The sequence below is a fragment of the Nocardia sp. CA-107356 genome (assembly GCF_050946365.1).
In the GTDB taxonomy this organism is placed as follows: domain Bacteria; phylum Actinomycetota; class Actinomycetes; order Mycobacteriales; family Mycobacteriaceae; genus Nocardia.
In genome coordinates this window covers 6,493,015-6,512,428 of record NZ_CP191992.1, presented here as the reverse complement: position 1 = coordinate 6,512,428, position 19,414 = coordinate 6,493,015, and the positions used below count along the sequence as shown (strand labels likewise).

Here is a 19,414-nt window from a genome sequence, read left to right as displayed (position 1 = left end):
TTTTACGGAAGGACAACCTCATGTACTCAATGAATTCGCGTCACAGAACCAGCGCGCCCACCGACGTGTGGGACATCCTGCTGGACTGTGAGTCCTACCCGGACTACATGGGCGGGGTCAACGAGGTGGAGATCATCGACACCGAGGGCCCGCGCCGGACCAGCAGTTGGGTGGTCGAACTCAAGGGTTCGGAAATGGAATGGGAGCAGGAGGATCTCATCGATCCCGACCGTCAGCGCATCGAATTCCACCAGGTCGACGGCGATCTGAACGTCTATCAGGGCTACTGGCAGATCCACCGGGACGCCGAGGGCGGCGAACTCGAGCTGAATGTCGAATTCGATATCGGCCTCCCGCTGGTCGCCGAAATGATCCACCCCGCCATCGCCAAGGCCCTCGAGGGGTATGCGGGCTCGATCGTCACCCAGGCCGCGCAGTAAGGACATATGAGATGAGCACGGCGAAGACCACTTTCAAGCAGGTGAAGCGGCACTTCTCCCCGTCGATGGCGCTGGCGGGCAAGTTCACCGGCCAGGGCGCCGTCGAGGCCTCGGCCAGCGGCTGCCGGGTCACCCTCTCCGACGACCGCACGGTCCTGGACTTCGGCTCCTATGCCGTCGCCCTGCTGGGACACCGCAATACCGCGGTGGTCGACGCGATCCGCACTCAGCTCGACCTGATGCCGACCTCCACCCGTTCGGTGCTCAACCCGGTACCCGCCCAGGCTGCTGAGACGGTGGTCGAATACCTGGCCGCAGCAGAATTCGGCGGAACCACAGCGCCTGCGCTGTCGAAGGTCTACTTCGGCGGCAGCGGCGCCGACGTCGTGGAGGCCGCGACCAAACTGGCGCGCCTGGCCACCGGCCGCTCCACCGTGGTCGCGGTCGCGGGCGGCTACCACGGAAAGACCCTTGGCGCACTGGCATTGACCCACCATGAGCGGTTCAAGGGCAATCTCGGCGCGCTGCTGGCGGGGGCCGTGCACATCGATCCGACCGATCCCGAAGCCGTCGAGAAGGTCGCCGCCGAACACGATATCGCCGCGCTCATCTTCGAACCGGTGCAGGGCGAAAACGGTGTCACGCCACTGGATCCGGCGATTCTGGCGCGCTGGTGCGCGGATGCGCACGAGCACGGCGCCTTCGTCATCGCCGACGAGATCCAGGTCGGCCTGCGCCGGTGCGGTGATCGCTCGGTTGCACTCGCGCACGGACTTCCGGTCGATGCCGTACTGCTCGGCAAGGCGCTCGGCGGTGGCGTCGTCCCGGTCTCGGCGATGGTGTGCACCGAGCAGCTGTACGCACCCCTGACCGTGGATCCGGTGCTGCATACCGCGACCTTCAGCGGCCACCCGCTCGCCACCTCGGCCGTCGCCCCGGCGCTGCGCGCCATCGAGGAGCACGCCGAGGACGGCAACCGAATCGCGGCGGAAATGGCCGAAGGGCTGGCCGGTATCGCCGCCGAGCACGCCGGTGCGGTGACCGCGGTGCGCGGCCGTGGCCTGCTGTGGGGCCTGGACTTCCGGTCCACGGAGTTTGCCGGTGAGGTCCAGGTGGGTCTGGCCCAGCGCGGGCTGGTCGTCTCGACCTGCTTGAGCCGGCCCGAGGTGCTGCGTCTGATCCCACCGATCATCGCGCGCACCGAGGACGTGAAGGAGGCGCTCGTCGCGCTGCACGGTGCCATCGAACAGGCCACTGCCGCAACGGCATAACGACGCACAAGGATGGGAAGCACTGCCATGACATCGCTCGAAATCGAGGGCGCCGCCGAGCAGATCGCGGCGGATACCGAATTGGCCGCCGACATTCAGGGATTCACCCCTGGCACGCCCGCGGGTTCGGTCTCGGATGTATTCCTCACCGGCGCGACCGGGTTCCTGGGCGTGTTCCTCCTGGAGGAACTGCTCGACCGCGGCCTCACGGTGCACTGCCTGGTGCGTGCGGCCGACGTCGATTCGGCTCGGGACCGGCTGCACGCCAACCTCGAAACCTATGATCTGAGTGAATCGACCGCCACCGACCGCATTCGGGTGGTCCCCGGCGATGTGACCCTGCCCAAGTTCGGCCTATCCGACGACGATTACGCGGAGCTGGCCGGGCGGATCGAGGCGATCTACCACACCGCGGCCAAGGTGAACTTCCTGACGCCCTACAAGTGGCTGCGCAAGCAGACCATCAGCGGCACCCACGAGGTCCTCCGGCTGGCCTGCGCCGCGACCGCGCCGCTGCATCATGTATCGACATTGGGTGTCTTCGGCACCACCGAAAACACCGATCCGCGTGGTGAATTGGATACCACCGGTCCGGCCGCCGATATGCCGCTCGGCTACACCAAGAGCAAATGGGTCGCCGAACAGTTGGTACTGGAAGCCGACAACCGGGGAGTGCCGATCACCATGCACCGCCCCGCACAGGTGTGGGGCGACTCCAAAACCGGTGCCTGCCAGAAGAACGACTTCGTCTGGCGTTTCATCACCGGTTCGATCCAGGCCGGGGTCTACCCGCGCAATTTCCGGCTGAAGATGAATCTCGTTCCGGTGGACTATGTCTGCGCCACCATTGCCGCGGTCGCGGCGCAGGAGGCCGCGCTCGGCGGCATCTACCACCAGATCGGGCCCGCCGCGATCGACTCCGACACCATCCGCGACTTCATCCGCTCGGCCGGTTTCGAGATCAAGGAAGTCAGCATCATCAAGTGGCTCAAGGCCATTTCGGCCGATGTCGACAACGCGATGTTCCCGCTGATCCGCACCACGATGTTGATGGAGCAGGAGGAGCCCCTGCTGTTCACCGACCATCTCACCCGCCGGTTCCTGGACGGCACCGGCATCGAGTGCCCGAGCATCGACGAAAAGCTCTTCGGCACCTACGCCTCGTTCTTCGTCCGGCACGGGCACCTGCCCGCGCCGGCGCAGTCGGCCTGACGATTGCGACGCACTGACAGGAGTACTGCGATGACCGCGACCACCACCTACCTCTCGACGCCCGACCGGTGCCCGCACTACCCGGCGCCCCATCCGAGACACAGCGATTCGCGGCTCACCCGGCGGGAGTGCGCGATCGCGGCGCTGGCGGCGGACGGCATGTCCAATCGCGAGATCGCTGTGCTCCTGTTCATCTCGGTGCGCACCGTGGAGAACCACCTGCAGCGGATCTACACCAAGCTGGGCATCCACAGCAGGCTCGACCTGCGCGGTGCGGCCGGGGCGGTGCTGCGCACCGCGGGCTGACCGAACCGGGCATCGACTCGTTTGTGATTGATCACTTGCCCAGTCGGCAAGTCTCGCGACATCAGGAAATTGGAGGTTTCCGCCATGGCCGCGGAACAATCCCCGCTCGCAGAGCTGCTCGGTCCGATTCGCGGCAGAGTGCGTACAGCCATTGCCGCTCAGGCCCTTTCGTCCGTCGCCGCGGTCGTCCCGTTCATCACCATCGCCGAACTCGGGCGGGTGCTGCTCGACAACGGCCCGGATCGCACCCGCGATGCCTGGACATTGACCGCCATCGCGGCGGCCGCGCTGCTGGTGCGGCTGGTCTGCCTGCTCGCCGCGGGCGCCATCACCCATTTCGCCGACGGTGAGCTGGCGCTGCACATCCGGCGCGGACTGGTGCGCCGACTCGGCGAGGTGCCGCTGGGCTGGTTCTCCGGCCGCAATTCCGGCTCGGTGAAGAAGATCGTCCAGGACGATGTCGCCGCCATGCACCACCTGATCGCCCATTCGATGCTGGAGCTGACCAGCGCGGTGGTGCTGCCGGTCACCGCGCTGATCTACCTGTTCTGGGTGGACTGGCGGATGTCACTGGTGACCATCGCCCCACTGCTGATCGGCCTCACGCTCTACAGCGCCACCATGGCGGGTATGGGCAAGCACCTGCCCGAATACGACAGGGCCATGGGCCGGATCAACGGCAACGCGGTCGAATTCGTGCAGGGCATCGCCGTGGTCAAGACCTTCGGCCAGGCCAATCGGGCGCATCGGCGCTACGCCGATGCCGCCGACGATTTCGCCGCGTTCTTCCTGACCTGGGTGCGCTCGACCCTCAACTCCAAAACCGCCGCGGAAATCGTGCTGTCGCCCATCGCGGTTCTTGCCGCGGTGCTCGGCGGCGGCGCGTGGTTCGTGACCAGGGGCTGGCTGGCCCCGGTGGATCTGCTGCCGTTCGCACTGCTCGGCATCGGCCTCACCGCGCCGATTCTTGCGCTGTTCTACGCGAGCTACGAGCTGCGATTCGCCAAGGAGGCGGCCGCGCGAGTCGTCGAAGTCCTTGCTACCGAGGTACTTCCGGTATCGGACGCGCCGAAGTCCCCCAGCGAAAACACTGTTCGCTACCGCGATGTCGCCTGCTCCTATGACGGTTCCACCGAGGTGCTGACCGGCGTCGAGCTGGAACTCGCACCCGGTACGGTCACCGCGCTGGTCGGTCCGTCCGGATCGGGTAAGAGCACCCTGGCCACGCTGCTGCCACGCTTCCAGGACGTAACCGGCGGTGCCATCACCATCGGCGGCATCGACATTCGTGAGATGGCGCCCGCCGATCTGTATCGACGGGTCGCCTTTGTATTCCAGGACGTCCGCCTCGCGCAGGACTCCATAGTGGGCAATATTCGGATGGCTCGGCCGGACGCTTCGATGGACGAGGTGATCGACGCGGCGCAGGCGGCGGGTATCCACGCCGAAATCGAGGCGCTGCCCCGCGGCTATCACTCGGTGATCGGTGCGGATGCGCGCTTGTCCGGCGGTCAGACGCAACGGGTTTCGATCGCGCGGGCGCTGCTCGCCGACACACCGATCATCGTGCTCGACGAGGCGGCGGCCTATGTCGATCCGCAGTCCGAGGCCGCGGTACAGGATGCGCTCTCGGCGCTGACCAAGGGCAAGATCGTGCTGATGATCGCGCACCGGCTGTCCACTGTGGTCGGCGCGGACCAGATCGTGGTGCTCGATGACGGGGTGATCGCCGAACGGGGACGGCACGCGGAACTCGTTGCCGCGCAGGGTAGATACGCCCGCATGTGGGACGCATACCAAGGAGCCGAGGGCTGGCGCTCTCGGGTGGTCGAGAGGACCGGCGCATGATTCGGAAACTGCTCGCGGTGGTCGGCCCGGAACAGGGTGCGTCACTTCGCAAAATGCTCGTCGTACTGGGAATCGGTGCCGTGCTACAGGGCATCGCGTTCGCGCTGCTGGCGCCGATTCTGAAGGCGCTGTTCGGATCCGATCCGGACTCGGTGTGGCCGTGGCTGTATCCGCTGTTCGCGGTGGCCGCGCTGTACGCGGTGGCCTACTACATCAGCATGGGCATCGGGGCGCAGGTCGGCGCGACGCTGTCGAAGACGTTGCACGCCCGCATCGGTGACAAGGTCGCTACCCTGCCACTCGGCTGGTTCGGCGCCGAACGGGTCGGTCAGCTCGGTCAGTTGGCCACCAAGAGCGTCATGGACATCATGGGTGTGCCCGCACATCTGCTGCGGCCCATGGTGACCACCTTCCTCACGCCGGTCACCGTGGTAGTGCTGATGTACTTCTTCGACTGGCGGCTGGCCCTGGCCGCGACACTCACGATTCCGGTGATCATCGCGGTCTACCGGTGGAGCATCTCGCTGAGCCGCGCGGCCGACGAGGTGCGCAGCGCCGCGAACGCCGAAACCGGTGGGCGTGTAGTCGAATTCGCGCAACTGCAGCCTGTGCTGCGGGTTTTCGGTCGCGGATCCGACAATTTCGACGCCGCACTGCATACCCAGTACGAGGCCGCGCGCCGGGTGCTCGTCACCGGAGTCCCCGGCTTGATCAGCTTCACCGTGGTGGTACAGGCGGCGTTCACCGTAATCCTCGTCTACGGTACCTATCTCGCGCTCGACGGCGGACTCGCGGTGCCCACACTGCTCGCGGTGTTGGTGCTCGCCGTCCGCTTCACCGAGCCGATCGCCGAATTCGCGATCCTCGGATCCACCTTGCGCACTGCCGAATCCGCGTTGGATCAGGTGTCGGAACTGCTCGCCGAGCGTACGTTGACCGAATCGCTGCAGCCGCAGATCCCCGAGGGCAATGCTATCGATTTCCGCGCGGTCGGCTTCGGCTACGGGGAATCCGCTGTGCTGCGCGATGTCTGGTTCTGCGTACCCGAGGGCACCATGACCGCGCTGGTGGGCCCATCGGGTTCCGGCAAGACCACGGTCAGCCGCCTGATCGCCCGATTCTGGGACGTCGACTCCGGATCCGTCCAGGTCGGTGGGGTGGACGTGCGGCAGGTGGACTCGGCCGAACTGATGTCCAGGATTTCGATCGTGTTCCAGGACGTCTACCTGTTCGAGGACACCATCGAGGCGAATATCCGGCTCGGCCGCCCCGATGCGACCGATGCCGAGGTGCGCGATGCGGCCCGCGCGGCCCGCGTCGACGACATCGTCGACCGTCTCCCCGACGGCTGGGCCACCATGGTGGGGGAGGGCGGCGCCCTGCTCTCCGGCGGTGAGCGCCAACGAGTTTCGATCGCCCGCGCCATCCTCAAGGACGCGCCGATCGTGCTGCTCGACGAGGCCACCGCTTCCTTGGACCCGGAAAACGAGCGGGCCGTGCAGGAAGCGCTCAGCGCACTCACCGCCGATCGCACCCTCCTGGTCATCGCCCACCGCCTGCCCACCGTCGCCGCGGCCGATCAGATCCTGTTCCTCGACTCCGGCACCATCGTCGAACGCGGCACGCACGACGAACTCCTCGCCGCCGATGGCCGCTACGCTGAATTCTGGTTCCAGCGCCAGCGTGCCAGCGGGTGGCAGTTGACCGCCGCGCACTGAGTGAGCGTCGATAGACCGGCATAGTGGGACGTCCCGCGCTCGAGGTTCGAGTGAACTCCTGGTAGGTCAGTGATCACCACGTCGCTGACCACCAGGAGTTCGCGTGTCATCACCTGGTATGGGCCGTGCAGCGGACGTTCGGCAACCGCCGAGGTTCGTGGCCGGGCGTGATCCGGCCGCTGATCATTCGGACGGGCGCCAAACGGCGAGTTCGCTGCCGCCGGGCTCCCGAAAGTGGAAGCGGCTGCCGCCGGGGAAGTCGAACGGCTCGACGGTTACGACACCGCCCGCGGCCTCCACGGCCCGGCGGGCTTCGGTCAGGTCGTCGGCGCGGATGGTGACCAGGGGAGCGCTGGGCTTTTCGTCGGCGTCGGCCTGAAAGCCGAGGGTAATGCCCGCGCCTTGGATGTCGACGTAATCAGGTCCGTAGGGTGTCGGTGACCATCCGAAGGCGTTGGCGAAGAACCGGGCCGAGTCGGCTGCGGAGTCGGAAGGGAACTCGACGAAGTCGATGGTGTACATGGACTTCGACGATAATTGCTCTGAGAGCGCCGACAGGAGTTGTCACCACTTACCAAGTGCTCGCAGTGGACACAGCTGCTGGGCGCGGTTGAACCCCGACTGAATCGGCGGCCGCCGCCTGGGCAGGGAGCAGTCTGTCGTACCGTCGCATGACGCGAGCCCTGTCTGCTCGGTTCGCGCGCCTGCCGCCGATGTATCGGCGCCCCCCACGCAGGAGCGCAACGAGCACGGTCCGCGCCGGTTTCGTGGCGCGGACCAGATCGAACACAGTAGGAACTCGATACGAGGCCTATCCAGCGTCGGGTGACATTTGCTCGGTCAGGTAGCGGGCGATGTCGGTGATGGTCGGGTAGTTCCAGAGCAGGGTCGCGGGGAGGGGAATGCCGAGGTGGCGTTCGAGATTCGCGCGCAGTGCGGTGGCCAGTAGTGAGTCGATACCGGTTTCGGTGAGCGGGCGGTACGGGCTGAGGGCGTCGGGGTCGGTGCCCAGAGTCGATGCGGCACGGGTGTGGACCAGATCGAACAGGTAGCTCGCCAGTTCGTCGCCGGTCAACTCGGCCCACTCCGATCCGGCTGTATCGGTCTGATCCGTGCCGAAGTCGAGTGCGGACAGTAGCGCCGGGCGCAGACCGGGATGCTGCCGGAGCACCGTAAGTGCCACCGCCACCGGGGAATCCGCGTGCGCAACGATGTCGTCGAAGACGCGCAGCGCCTGCTCGGCGGTGAGGTCGGCGGTGCCACGGGCGGCGAGCTCGAGGTCGGTCGCGGCAGCCGAGGTGGACATGCCGAGTCCGCGCCAGCTGGTCCAGGCGATGCTGACGGTCTCGCGGTGACCGGATGCACGACGTTGTGCGGCGAGGGTATCCAGGAACGAATTGGCGGCGGCATAGGAGCCCTGGCCGGGCAGGCCGAGCAGCGGCCCGGCCGAGGAGAACAGCACGAAGAAGTCCGTGCTGCCGGGTGGGAAGAGTTCGTGCAGCACCAGAGCGCCGTCGACCTTGGGCGACATGACCTTTCGCAGCGTCTCCGGGTCGAGATCGTGCAGCATCGCACTGTCCACCGTGCCCGCCGCGTGCACGACACCGCGGATCGGTGGCAGATCGAGTGCGGCGAGCGCGGATTCAGTGGCGGCGCGGTCGGTGATATCGGCAGCGACCGTCCGCACAGTCACGCCCACTTCCTCCAACCGGCGGATGGTTACCGTCCGTTCGTCGGTGTCGGACCAGAGCGAGCGCGTGGGCAGTGCGCGCCGGCCCAGCAGCACGATCCTGCGGGCGCCGCGTTCGGCGAGATGTTCGGCCAGCAGCAGACCGAGGGCGCCGAGACCGCCGGTGATCAGATATGTCCCGTCGGGACGGCAGGCGAATGGGATGGCGGTCCGCTCGGCCGGAACCAGGCGTTGGGCGAAGACCTTGCCATCTCTGATGGAAACGACCGGATCGGTGCGGCTGGCTCGAATGACGCTGTGCGCCACTGTGTCCGGATCGTTCGGCAGCAGATCGATGACCCCGCCGAAGAAGTCGGGATGTTCGCTCGCGGCCACGCGGCCCATGCCCCACAGTGGTGCGAGTGCAGTCGCTCCTTCGCGGACACCACGCGTCGACACCCAGAGGGTGGGACGGCGGTCGGCGGGCAGTGCGGCGATCCGTCCTACCAGCGCGGCGAATTCGGCTGCGCCGTCGAAGGGGCGTACGGCCGTCGGCGCGAACACCACGTGCGCACCGGCGCCCGGCAAAGTGCTTTCGGCGGTGTTGGTGATGGTTGACCGAACGGTGTCGTGCGCGACCGGAATCTCCACCGGCAACCACTCGAGGTGATATCGAATTGCGCTCAGCGTGTCCGTGCCCGCGTCCGATTCCAGTTCGGCATAGCGCAACCCGGTCAATGTCGCGATCGAATCCCCATCCGTCACAGTGACATCCACCGTCGTCGATCGATCCGACCGAAGTCGAACCGAAATGGTGGCCTGCCGCGGCGCGGGTCCGTCGATGGCCGCGCTGTCGATATGCGCGGGCATACGCAGGATCGCCGGACCCGGGAATATCACCGATGCCATCGACAGCGCGGCATCCAGCATCGCCGCCCAACTCCGGTCGAGTTCGGCCGTGGCGGCGGCGAGCAACATATTGTCGAGCCGCCGCAGCGAATCGATCCGCCACGGATAGCCCATTTCCGCGACGCCCAGTTCGGCCAGCCGGTCGACTACGAAGTCGGGATCGAGCGAATCATTGTCCGCCGGCATCGCGGTCGCGCCGGGTGTGCTGTCGTCGGTATCCGAATTCCGGCGGGTGAGTGCGGAATCCGTGCCGATCCGGGCGAGGGTATGTGTCGACCAGGCCGCATCGTCTCCGCCGAACCGGCGCGAGACGATCCGCAGCACGGAGCCGTCGCGCACCACCTGCAACTCTCTGATCTGCTCCGGCTCCGGCACGACGACGGGCAGTTTCAGCTGCACATCGGCCAATTCGGTGGTGTCCCCGGCGGCGAACAAGGTGTTGAGCAGTACTGCGGCCGGAGTGATTTCGGTGCCGAGTACCGGATGTCGCTGTGGGTAGGGCCGGGTGCGGAAATCGAGTGTCGTCGGCCAGACCTGCACCGAGGTGCCCTGCACGGCTGCCTGCGCACCGAGCAAGGTATCGACCGGGGTTTCGCGGCCCGCTGGCCCGTCCACCCAATGCCGTTGGTGCTGCCAGGAATTCGTCGGCAGGTCGACAAGTTGTCCGCCGGATGCGGCCGCTGTCCAATCGATGGCGAGACCTCGGCAGTGCAGCGCCGCAACCGATCCCAGCAATGTCGGCCGCTCGGGTTTGTTGCGCCGCAGGCTCGGCAGTACCAGGGCATCGTCGATGCCGTTGGCGGACAGCGTCTCCAGGATCGAATGGCTGACCACCGGATGGGCCGCCACCTCGAGGAATACCCGATGTCCGTCGGCAATGGCCGCCTCGGTCGCCTGGTGGAAGCGCACGGCATTGCGCAGGTTCTGCGCCCAGTACTGTGCACCTTGCCGCGGTGCGGAGCGCGGGTCGGGGACCGCTGTCACATACAGCGGAACGGTCGCCGGTGCGGGTTCCAACTCCGCGACCGCGACCGCGAGATCCGCGGCCAAGGGTTCCATTTGGGCGCTGTGGAACGCGATATCCGAATCCACCCGCCGAACCGTCCAACCGAGCTCGGGCAACTCGATGGACAACGTGTCGATCGCATCGACCGCACCGGCGATCACCGTCGAGGACGGCGCCGCGCAGATCGCCGCTTCCGCATCCCGGCGCGCTCCCAACTGGGCGACGACCTGTTCGAAAGGGCGGTCGACCATGATCATGGCGCCGTCGCCGGCGACCTTGCGCAGCAGGTTCGAGCGGCGGCACGCCAGCATCGCGCCCTCGGCTTCGGTGAGCACACCGGCCGTGACCGCCGCCGCGATCTCACCGACCGAATGCCCGATCACCGCGCCCGGCCGCACCCCATAGTGCCGCCACAGCGCCGCGAGCCCGAGTTGAACCGCGACGAGCATCGCCTGGATCACGTCGACCGATTCGAGCTTGCCGGACTCCAACACCCGACGCGGCGTCAGGCCCATTTCCTCGCGATAGATCGGTCCGATCCGGTCGATCACCTCGGCGAAGACCGGTTCGGCACGCAGCAGCTCTTGCCCCATACCCGCCCACTGCGCACCGTGTCCAGAGAAGACCCACACCGGATCACCGACCGCGCCGAGGGAGTCCCCGCTCACTACACCGGATTCGGTCCGAGCTTCTGACAGTGCACGCAACCCCGCGATCAGATCGGTCCGATCGGCGGCGACCACGGCCGCCCGAGCATTCAGATGACTCCGGCGCAGCGCCAGCGTATGGCCCATGTCGGCGATGTCGACGGTTTCGGCTGCCTCGAGCAATGCGGCCGCATGAGCGGCCAAGCCGACCCTGGTCGCCGAGGACACGGGATAGATTCGCACATCGGGCGCCGCATCCGCGCGCGCTCTCGTGCCGATCGAATTCGACTCGGCGCCAGTGACTTTCGTCGTGGCCGGGGCTTGTTCCAGAACGATATGCGCGATCGTGCCGCCGTACCCGTAGCTGGCGACACCAGCCGATCTCGGCCGATCAGATGGAGGCCAGGGCGTCGCCTCGGTGACGACCCGCAAACCCGATTCCGCCCAGGGGATCTCGGTGCGCGACCCGGCGACCCGGACCGTCGGCGGGATGACACCGCGACAGATGGCCAGCACCGTTTTGATCACACCGGCGATACCGGCCGCGGCCTCGGTGTGCCCGACATTGCCCTTGACCGAGCCGATGAGGCACGGCTCGGCACCTTCGGGACGCCGCCCGACGACCGCGGCGAGAGCGCCCGCCTCGATCGGATCGCCCACCTTCGTTCCGGTGCCGTGTGCCTCGATGTAGTCGACCTCGTGCGGATGCACACCGGCCACGGCATACGCGCGGCGCAGCAGATGTTCCTGCGCGGTGCGGCTCGGCGCCATAATGCCGTCGGTGCGGCCGTCCTGGTTTACGGCACTGCCGCGGATCACCGCCAGCACCCGGTCGCCGTCACGTTCGGCGTCCGAAAGTCGTTTGAGTACCGCGATTCCGCAGCCCTCACCGCGCCCGTAGCCGTCGGCGGCCGCGTCGAACGGCTTGGATCGACCGTCCTTCGAGATGGCACCGGCCTGGTCCAGTACGGTGGTCAACCCCGGCCCGGCCATCAGCATCACCCCGCCCGCCAACGCGAGCGGCGTCTCGTGCCGCAGCAGTGCCGTCACGGCCTGATGCAACGCCACCAGCGACGATGAGCATGCGGTGTCCACGGCCAGGCTCGGCCCACGCAGGTCGAGGGTGTAGGAGATGCGGTTGGCCACCGCGCACGGCGAGGCGCCGATACCGGTCCACGCCTGTACTTCCGGCAGATTCTCCAGCAGCCTGCGCCCGTAGTCGTCGGCGCCGACACCCATGAACACTCCGGCGTCGGTGCCGGCCAACGAGTGTGGCGGGATCCCGGCGTGTTCGAGTGCCTCCCAGGCGACTTCGAGCGCGATCCGCTGCTGCGGATCGAGCTGTCCGGCCTCGGTCGCGGAGATGCCGAAGAAGGTGGCGTCGAATCCGCTGATCTCGCTGCGGAAGGCACCGCGGGGTGTGACCCTGGTCAGCACGGCGGCGTGCTCGCGGGAGTGGGCGCGGTGCGCGGCCCACCGGTCGTCGGGGATGGTGCCGACCGCGGTCTGCTTATCGAGCAGGAATTCCCAGAGCGCGTCGGGGGAGTCGAGGTCACCCGCGAATCGGCAGCCGAGGCCGACGATGGCGATGCGGTCCTCGGTACGGGAGGTGGGGGAAATGGACACGGGAATCCTCACCAGTCGGGCGATTTCGATGCGGCGGTAGGGAAAATCACTGGTACATCAGGGCTTTGTCCCACGACTCGTCCGGCCCGAAGAGGTAGCGGGCCTTGAGGATGTCGCGTTGGGCGGTCAATGCCTCGGTGGGCACCAGAGTGCCCGGCGGCAACGGTGTGATCACGTGCCTGACACCGAGGGTGTGTTCGATGGCCGCGCCCAATTCCGCTGCGGCGCGGCGCTGTACGGCCGAGGGGGCCTCGAATTCCAGCAGGAGTGCGTCGGGCTCGGCCTTGGCGCGCCAGAAGTTGACCTCGTAGTCGAGCGGCAGTCCGAAGACCAACTCCTCCAACTGATTCTGCACAACGGTCTGCCCGTCGACCGGATATCCGAAGGCGGTGCGACCGTAGACGCGCACCGTCGGCAGCAACCAGCCGCACGGGCACGGGTCGTAACTCACTTCGACATCGTCGGCAAGGTTGTAGCGCAGCAGTGGCATTGCCTCGCGATAGAGCGGAGTGACTACCAGTTGGCCGCAACCCGACGATGACAGTCGGCCGGTTTCGGGCGAATACACCTCGAAGATGGCGCGATCCGCCCACAGGTGCAGTCGGCCGTGCTGGCATTCGCCCGCGATGGTGCCGGTTTCGGTGGAGCCGTATTCCTCGACGATGTGCACCCCACCCCAGATCTCGCTCAGTCGGCGCTTGCGGGTCGCGGTCATCGGTTCCGCGGCCACGAACATCGCTCGCAGCGCCGGAAAGTCGCGATCGGGGCGCAGTCCGGCCGCGCGCGCCGCTGCGGCGATCATCATGGCTTCGGTGGGATTGCACCAGGTGAGCGATACGTCGAGGGTGTGCAGTAAGCGCACGATCCGGGCCAGCGGCAGTGCGAGTGAGCGGGCATCCCCTGGCACGACCGTCGCACCGCGCAGCCGCCCGGCCGCCTGCGCGAGGTGGCCGGTGATCACCAGTGCGTACGGGGTGCGGACCAGGAAGGTGTCGGCCGGGGTGATGCCGACCCATTTGCGGGCATAGCGTTCAGCGAGGTCGACCCAGTCGGCGTCGGTGTAGTACGACGCGGTCGGCTCACCCGAGGTTCCGCTGGATTCGTGATAGGTCGCCAATTCCGTGCGCGGCACCGCGAGCAGCCCGAACGGATAGCACCCGCGCAAATCCTGTTTACTCGTGATTTCGACGTCGTGGAAATCGTCGGCAACTATTGGCGCGCCACCATTTTCATACCGTGCGGCATAGAACGGGGACCGCAGGGCCTGGGCGAATATTCGCGGTAGCTGGTCACGTTGCAATTGCGCGAGTTCGTCGAAGTCGGACCAGTCACCGATTTCCGGTCCGGTCCGGGTCGCGTCGGTTCTGCCAGCCACAGTGATGCGGTTCATCCATCCTCCTGAGCGCTCGGACCAAGGACAACATCCGGGCGCGCCGCGGGCCAGCGGGGCAGCTACTCAATTGCTACTCAATCGGTCGGAAGTGCTCGGATCGGTTCGAAAATTGAGTACCGACTACTCATGTTTCGCGGCCGTGAAACATGGTCCGATGCCTTCAGGCAATTGTTCGGCGCGGACTCCGCACGTCAGAAAGTAAGGGCCGCATGCAAACCCAGGATATCTATCTGGCCGGTGTCGGAAGTTATGTGCCAGACCTGATTTCGACCGCTGCGGCGGTCGAGGCGGGCTGGTACGACGAGGAGGCCCTCGCGGCATCGGGTATGCGCTCGGCCGCGGTGAGCGAGTCGACACCGGCACCCGATATGGCGATCACCGCCGCGCGCAGGGCGCTGGCGGCCTCCGGGCACGGACCCGACGATCTGGGCGCGTTGCTGCACAGCTACACCCACCATCAGGGGCCCGACGGCTGGTCTGCGGTGCACTACATCCTGAACAACACCGTGGACCGGCCGATCCCGGCGCTGGAGATCAAGCAGGGCTGCCTCGGCATGCTCGCCGGTCTCGAGGCCGCGGCCTACCGGTTGATCGCCAACCCGGCCCATGACGCCGTACTGCTCACCACCGGCGACAACTTCTCCACCCCGCTGGTCGACCGGTGGCGCGGTTCCGGGCTGTTCCTACTGGCCGACGCGGGCGCTGCCGCGGTGGTATCGCGCCGCGACGGATTCGCCGAAGTGCTTGCGGTCGGGTCGCTTTCGGATTCTTCGATGGAGATCTTGCACCGCGCGGGCGAGGAGCTGTTCCCGCCGGGTATCACCCGTGGTCGTGGCCTGAACTTCAATGAGCGGGCCGCCAAGGTGCGCGAGCAGTGGGCCGAAGGACAGGCCCCGCCGATCCGCAACTTCGGGCAGCGGGTCGTGGAGATCGCCGCGCGCACCCTGGAAGAGGCCGGTGTATCGATGGACAAGATCGTCAAGGTCTGCCATATCGGATTCGGGCGCCTGTCCCTCGAAGCGATGTTCCTGCAGCCGCTGGGTGTCGAGGAGCACCAGGAGGTGTGGGAGTTCACCAACACCATCGGTCACACCGGCGCGGCGGATATGTTCCTGGGTCTGGAACATGTGTGGACCACCGGTCAGGTGGGTCCCGGCGACCATGTGCTGCTGATCGGCGCGAGCACCGGTATGGAGGCCGGTGCGGCCGTCGTGCAGATCCGCAACCCCGCCGTGAAGCGGTAGTCGCCGTGTTGGATGGATGCACGCCCTGGCCCGAGCCCATCGCGGAACGCTATCGGACCCAAGGCTTCTGGCGTGGTGTCACCCTCGGTGCGCTGCTGCGCGAATGCGCCGAACGGTATACCGACACCATTGCGCTGGTGCACGGCGGGCGCCGGATCAGCTACGCCGAACTCGATGTCTGGGCCGACCGACTGGCGATCGGCTTTCGGCAGCACGGTATCGCACGTGACGAACGTGTGCTGGTGCAGTTGCCGAATGTGCCGGAGTTCGTGGCGATCACGTTCGCACTGCTGCGGATCGGTGCGAAACCGGTCTTCTCGCTGGTCGCGCACCGGCACACCGAAATCGGTCACCTTGTCGCGCTCAGCGGCGCAAGCCATTACGTGCTGCCGGATACGCATCGGGACTTCGATCACCGGGAATTGGCGCTGCGCATCCGATCCGAGCACGACGGACTGCGCACACTGTTCGTGGTCGGTGCGGGTGGCGACGGCTTCACCACGCTTGCCGAGGTCGAGTCGGCAAATGCGCCAACCGAACTGCCCGATCCGGACCCGAGCGACGTCGCGTTTTTCCTGCTCTCCGGCGGCACGACCGCCCTGCCGAAACTGATTCCCCGCACCCACGACGACTACGTCTATCAATCGCTGCGCGCCGCGGAAGTCTGCGAACTCGGCACCTCCGATGTCTATCTCGCCGCGCTGCCCATCGAATTCAACTTCGCCTGGGGCTGTCCGGGCGTGATCGGCACCTTCCAGACCGGCGGCACGGTGGTCCTCGCCGACACCCCGAACCCCCTCGACTGCTTTCCGCTCATCGAGCGCGAGCGCGTGACGGTCACTGCCCTGGTACCGTCCCTGGTCGCGATCTGGATGGAGATCGCCGAGTGGACCGATGCCGACCTGAGCAGCCTGCGCTTGCTCCAGGTCGGCGGCGCCAGGATGACAAGGGATTTCACCGAACGCATCGGTGTGAGTCTGGGCTGCGCGCTGCAACAGGTATTCGGCATGGCCGAGGGGTTGCTCTGCTTCAGCCGTCCGGACGATCCGGCCGAGTCGGTGCTCACCACGCAGGGCAAACCGATCTCCGACGCCGACGAGCTGTTGATCGTCGACGTCGACGGCGTCGCACTGCCGTCCGGGGAGGTCGGCGAGCTGATCACCCGTGGGCCGTACACCCTGCGCGGGTATTACCGTGCGCCGCAACATAATGCGCTGGCCTTCACCGAAGACGGCTTCTACCGCACCGGCGACCTCGCGAGCCGCACCGCGGACGGTGATCTCGTGATCGAGGGCCGCATCAAGGATCTCATCATCCGCGGCGGGGACAAGATCAACGCGGGTGAGGTCGAGCAGCATCTGCTCGCGCATCCGGCCGTCGCCGCGACGGCGGTGATCGGTATGCCGGACGAATTCCTGGGGGAGCGGATCCACGCGTTCGTTGTGCCGTCCGGAACACCACCCGAACTCGCCGAACTCAAACAGGCCATGGACGCCCGCGGGGTGGCCTCCTACAAGCTGCCCGACGAGCTGACCATCGTCGCGGAGTTGCCGCTCACCCCGCTCGGCAAGGTCGACAAGAAAGCCCTGCGTGCCCACCGGGCCGTCGCGATCGAGGAAGTGACAGCGTGACAACCGTTTCCATGCCCACCGAAGCGGACCTGCGGGCAACGCTCGCCCCGGTGCTCGGCATCGCCGACCCGGCCGCCATCGATCCGGACGCGAATCTCGTTGTGCTGGGCCTGAGTTCGCTCGAGCTCATGCGAATGGTCGGCCGCTGGAACAAGGCGAAGATTCCGGCCGACTTCGAGCAGTTGGTCGCCACGCCCACCCTGACCGCCTGGTTGCGGCATTTCGCGACACTCGGAAAGGCCGAGTCATGAGCTCCCTGTTGATCCGAAACGGCGTTGTCTACACCGCCGATGCGGCCGAAACGGTGCACCAGCGCGGCTCGATTCTCGTGGTGGACGGCAAAATTGCCGCGATCGGCACCGCGGACGAGGTGTCCGCTGCGCTGGACGAGGTGACCCGCGCCGAGCTGAAGACCATCGACGCCAGCTCGATGATGGTGCTGCCCGGCCTGATCAACGCGCACTGGCACGATATGTTCGCCATGGGCTTCCCGCTGCGCGGCGCCCTGCGTCCGGTCTCCGACCGCCACGACGAGCTGGCGATGTTCGGTGGCGGTGGCGATATGCACAAGATCTCGGGCATGTTCGACTCCTTCGACGGTCTGATCGAGGGCCTCACCCCGGACGAGGCGTACGCGATCGCCGAATATTCGATGTGGACCCAAATGCGCGGCGGCGTAACCACAATCGGCGATGTCGGCTCCCTCAACCGCCCGACCGCGCTGGTGCGAGCCGCCCGCGATCTGGGCATCCGGTTCGTCGCCACCACCTGGGCCGCCGACGCCATCTGCGCGCCCGGTGCCGACAAGTTCGTCCGCACCCGGGATGCCGACGGCGTGCTGTCCCAGGTCGAGGAACTGCTGAAGGCGTGCGAGCAGGACGACTCCGGCCGTATTCGCTGCCGTCCCTCGATCGCCTATGTCACCAATATGACCGACGAGCTCGGTCGCGGTTTCGCCGATCTGGTGGCCCGCCACGATGTCGGTTTCGCCACCCACGTCGGCGCCGTCCGCAACGAACCCGAACTGCTGCGAAAGTTCTATGGGGCCACCGGTGTCCGCCGCCTGCACGAACTCGGCCTGGTCACCGACCGGCTGATGGCCGCACACTGCGCCTTCGTCGACGACGAGGAACAGGAACTGCTGCGCAATGCGGGCGCGCACATCAGCCATTCACCCGGGAAGTACGGTCCCTCCGGCGAATCCACACTGACCGAGACCGGTGTCGTGCCCCGACTGCGCCGCGCCGGTCTGGACGTATCGCTGTCGACCGACGGCGCCTCGCTGCCGAATGCGGGAATGGTCGAGACCATGCGCGCGGCCTGGCAGATGTACAACGAGCTGGTCGCCGACCACACCGACGTGCTGCCCAGCGATGCGCTGGCCATGTCCACCCGGATCGCCGCCAGGGGCCTGCGCTGGGCCGATGAGATCGGCAGCCTCGAGGTCGGAAAATGTGCCGATATCGTGCTCGTTCGCACCGACGACTGGCGGTACCTGTTGAATCCGCGTCCACTGGAAAGCTTGCTGTGGCTCGGCGGATCGCACGATATCGACACCGTGATCGTCGGCGGCGAGGTGCTGCTGTCCGGCGGCGAGACGGTCGGCGTGGATATCGTCGATGTACGCGAACGGTATCTGGACGCGCTCGGCTCCTTCACGAAGCGCTGCCTGCGGGTGCCCGCCGAGGTGGTCGACGGCGTGCTGAACGGAGCGCTGCGATGAGTGTCGCGATCATTACCGGCGCGGCCGGTGGTATCGGCAGCGAAATCGCCGGTGCCCTGGCCGATTCCGACATCGCGGTGGCACTACTCGATCGCGATATCGCCCAATTGTGGGATCTGGCGGACAAACTCACCGCTACGGGTAGTCGGGTGCTCGCGCTCCCGGTGGACGTGACCGTTGCCGCGGAAGTGGAGGTGGCCGTCGAGCGGGCCGAGACCGAACTCGGTCCCATCGACTATCTGGTCAACGCGGCAGGCATCCTGCAGAGCGGCCGCGTCGAAGAGATGACCGAATCTGACTGGAGTACAACACTTTCGGTGAATGCCGGTGGCGTCTTCTTGGCCAGCCGGGCCGTTGCCCGCCGGATGATGCCGCGTCGGCGCGGCGCCATCGTCACGATCTCCTCGAATGCCGGATCTACGCCGCGCATCGGCATGTCGGCCTACGCGGCATCGAAGGCGGCGGCCACCATGCTCACCCGCTGCCTCGGGCTCGAACTGGCCCAACACGGCATCCGCTGCAATGTGGTCGCCCCCGGCTCCACCGACACCCCCATGCTGACCGCGCTGTTCCGCGACGACGACGCCGAACGCGCCACCATCGATGGTGTGCCACAGGCCTTCCGGCTCGGCATCCCGCTCGGGCGCATCGCCCGCCCGTGCGATATCGCGGATGCGGTCATGTTCCTGCTGTCGGACGAGGCGCGCCACATCACGATGCAAGAACTCACCGTCGACGGCGGCGCGACCCTCGGCGTGCGCTGACTAGGAG

The 19,414-nt window shown here is 66.8% G+C and carries 14 protein-coding genes; 11 read left to right on the top strand and 3 right to left on the bottom strand.

Annotation, left to right across the window (positions count from 1 at the left end; all coding sequences use genetic code 11):
- The first annotated feature begins 29 nt into the window (after positions 1–29).
- The 6 genes from ACQP1G_RS29525 (at position 30) to ACQP1G_RS29500 (ending at position 6,795) form a co-directional block, all read left to right on the top strand.
- Positions 30–440, top strand: a complete 411-nt coding sequence (locus ACQP1G_RS29525; protein WP_433192822.1) for a type II toxin-antitoxin system RatA family toxin — start codon at positions 30–32, stop codon at positions 438–440.
- Between the two features lie 11 nt (positions 441–451).
- Positions 452–1,711 carry an aspartate aminotransferase family protein gene (locus ACQP1G_RS29520; RefSeq protein WP_433192821.1) on the top strand — a complete coding sequence of 420 codons (1,260 nt, stop codon included), beginning with the start codon at positions 452–454 and terminating at the stop codon, positions 1,709–1,711.
- 27 nt (positions 1,712–1,738) lie between these two features.
- On the top strand, positions 1,739–2,923 hold the full coding sequence (locus tag ACQP1G_RS29515; RefSeq protein ID WP_433192820.1) for a thioester reductase domain-containing protein: 1,185 nt from the start codon (positions 1,739–1,741) through the stop codon (positions 2,921–2,923).
- Positions 2,924–2,953: 30 nt separating this feature from the next.
- Positions 2,954–3,229 carry a helix-turn-helix domain-containing protein gene (locus ACQP1G_RS29510; protein WP_433192819.1) on the top strand — a complete coding sequence of 92 codons (276 nt, stop codon included), beginning with the start codon at positions 2,954–2,956 and terminating at the stop codon, positions 3,227–3,229.
- Positions 3,230–3,313: 84 nt separating this feature from the next.
- A complete protein-coding gene (locus ACQP1G_RS29505; RefSeq protein WP_433192818.1) occupies positions 3,314–5,077 on the top strand; it encodes an ABC transporter ATP-binding protein in 1,764 nt (587 codons plus the stop codon).
- On the top strand, positions 5,074–6,795 hold the full coding sequence (locus ACQP1G_RS29500) for an ABC transporter ATP-binding protein (protein ID WP_433192817.1): 1,722 nt from the start codon (positions 5,074–5,076) through the stop codon (positions 6,793–6,795). The genes ACQP1G_RS29505 and ACQP1G_RS29500 overlap by 4 nt, the downstream gene beginning before the upstream one ends.
- 183 nt (positions 6,796–6,978) lie before the next feature.
- On the opposite strand, the gene ACQP1G_RS29495 is transcribed toward ACQP1G_RS29500, so the two are convergent.
- From ACQP1G_RS29495 to ACQP1G_RS29485, 3 genes are all read right to left on the bottom strand, one after another.
- On the bottom strand, positions 6,979–7,317 hold the full coding sequence (locus ACQP1G_RS29495; protein ID WP_433192816.1) for a VOC family protein: 339 nt from the start codon (positions 7,315–7,317) through the stop codon (positions 6,979–6,981).
- A gap of 289 nt (positions 7,318–7,606) precedes the next feature.
- A complete protein-coding gene (locus ACQP1G_RS29490) occupies positions 7,607–12,652 on the bottom strand; it encodes a type I polyketide synthase (RefSeq protein WP_433192815.1) in 5,046 nt (1,681 codons plus the stop codon).
- Positions 12,653–12,698: 46 nt separating this feature from the next.
- A complete protein-coding gene (locus ACQP1G_RS29485) occupies positions 12,699–14,042 on the bottom strand; it encodes a phenylacetate--CoA ligase family protein (RefSeq protein WP_433192814.1) in 1,344 nt (447 codons plus the stop codon).
- Positions 14,043–14,254: 212 nt separating this feature from the next.
- On the opposite strand from ACQP1G_RS29485, the gene ACQP1G_RS29480 reads away from it, so the two are divergent.
- The 5 genes from ACQP1G_RS29480 to ACQP1G_RS29460 are packed head-to-tail and all read left to right on the top strand — an operon-like array spanning position 14,255 to position 19,407.
- Complete coding sequence (locus tag ACQP1G_RS29480) at positions 14,255–15,289, top strand: ketoacyl-ACP synthase III family protein (RefSeq protein ID WP_433192813.1); 1,035 nt, start codon at positions 14,255–14,257, stop codon at positions 15,287–15,289.
- 5 nt (positions 15,290–15,294) lie between these two features.
- The gene (locus ACQP1G_RS29475; protein WP_433192812.1) at positions 15,295–16,920 is read left to right on the top strand and encodes a (2,3-dihydroxybenzoyl)adenylate synthase; all 1,626 of its coding nucleotides are present in this window, start codon (positions 15,295–15,297) and stop codon (positions 16,918–16,920) included.
- Positions 16,917–17,171: a phosphopantetheine-binding protein gene (locus ACQP1G_RS29470; RefSeq protein ID WP_433192811.1), complete on the top strand. Its 255-nt coding sequence runs from the start codon at positions 16,917–16,919 to the stop codon at positions 17,169–17,171. The genes ACQP1G_RS29475 and ACQP1G_RS29470 overlap by 4 nt, the downstream gene beginning before the upstream one ends.
- Positions 17,168–18,643 carry an amidohydrolase family protein gene (locus ACQP1G_RS29465; protein WP_433192810.1) on the top strand — a complete coding sequence of 492 codons (1,476 nt, stop codon included), beginning with the start codon at positions 17,168–17,170 and terminating at the stop codon, positions 18,641–18,643. Before ACQP1G_RS29470 ends, ACQP1G_RS29465 begins: the two co-directional genes overlap by 4 nt.
- Positions 18,640–19,407, top strand: a complete 768-nt coding sequence (locus tag ACQP1G_RS29460; RefSeq protein ID WP_433192809.1) for a 2,3-dihydro-2,3-dihydroxybenzoate dehydrogenase — start codon at positions 18,640–18,642, stop codon at positions 19,405–19,407. The genes ACQP1G_RS29465 and ACQP1G_RS29460 overlap by 4 nt, the downstream gene beginning before the upstream one ends.
- Positions 19,408–19,414: the final 7 nt, after the last annotated feature.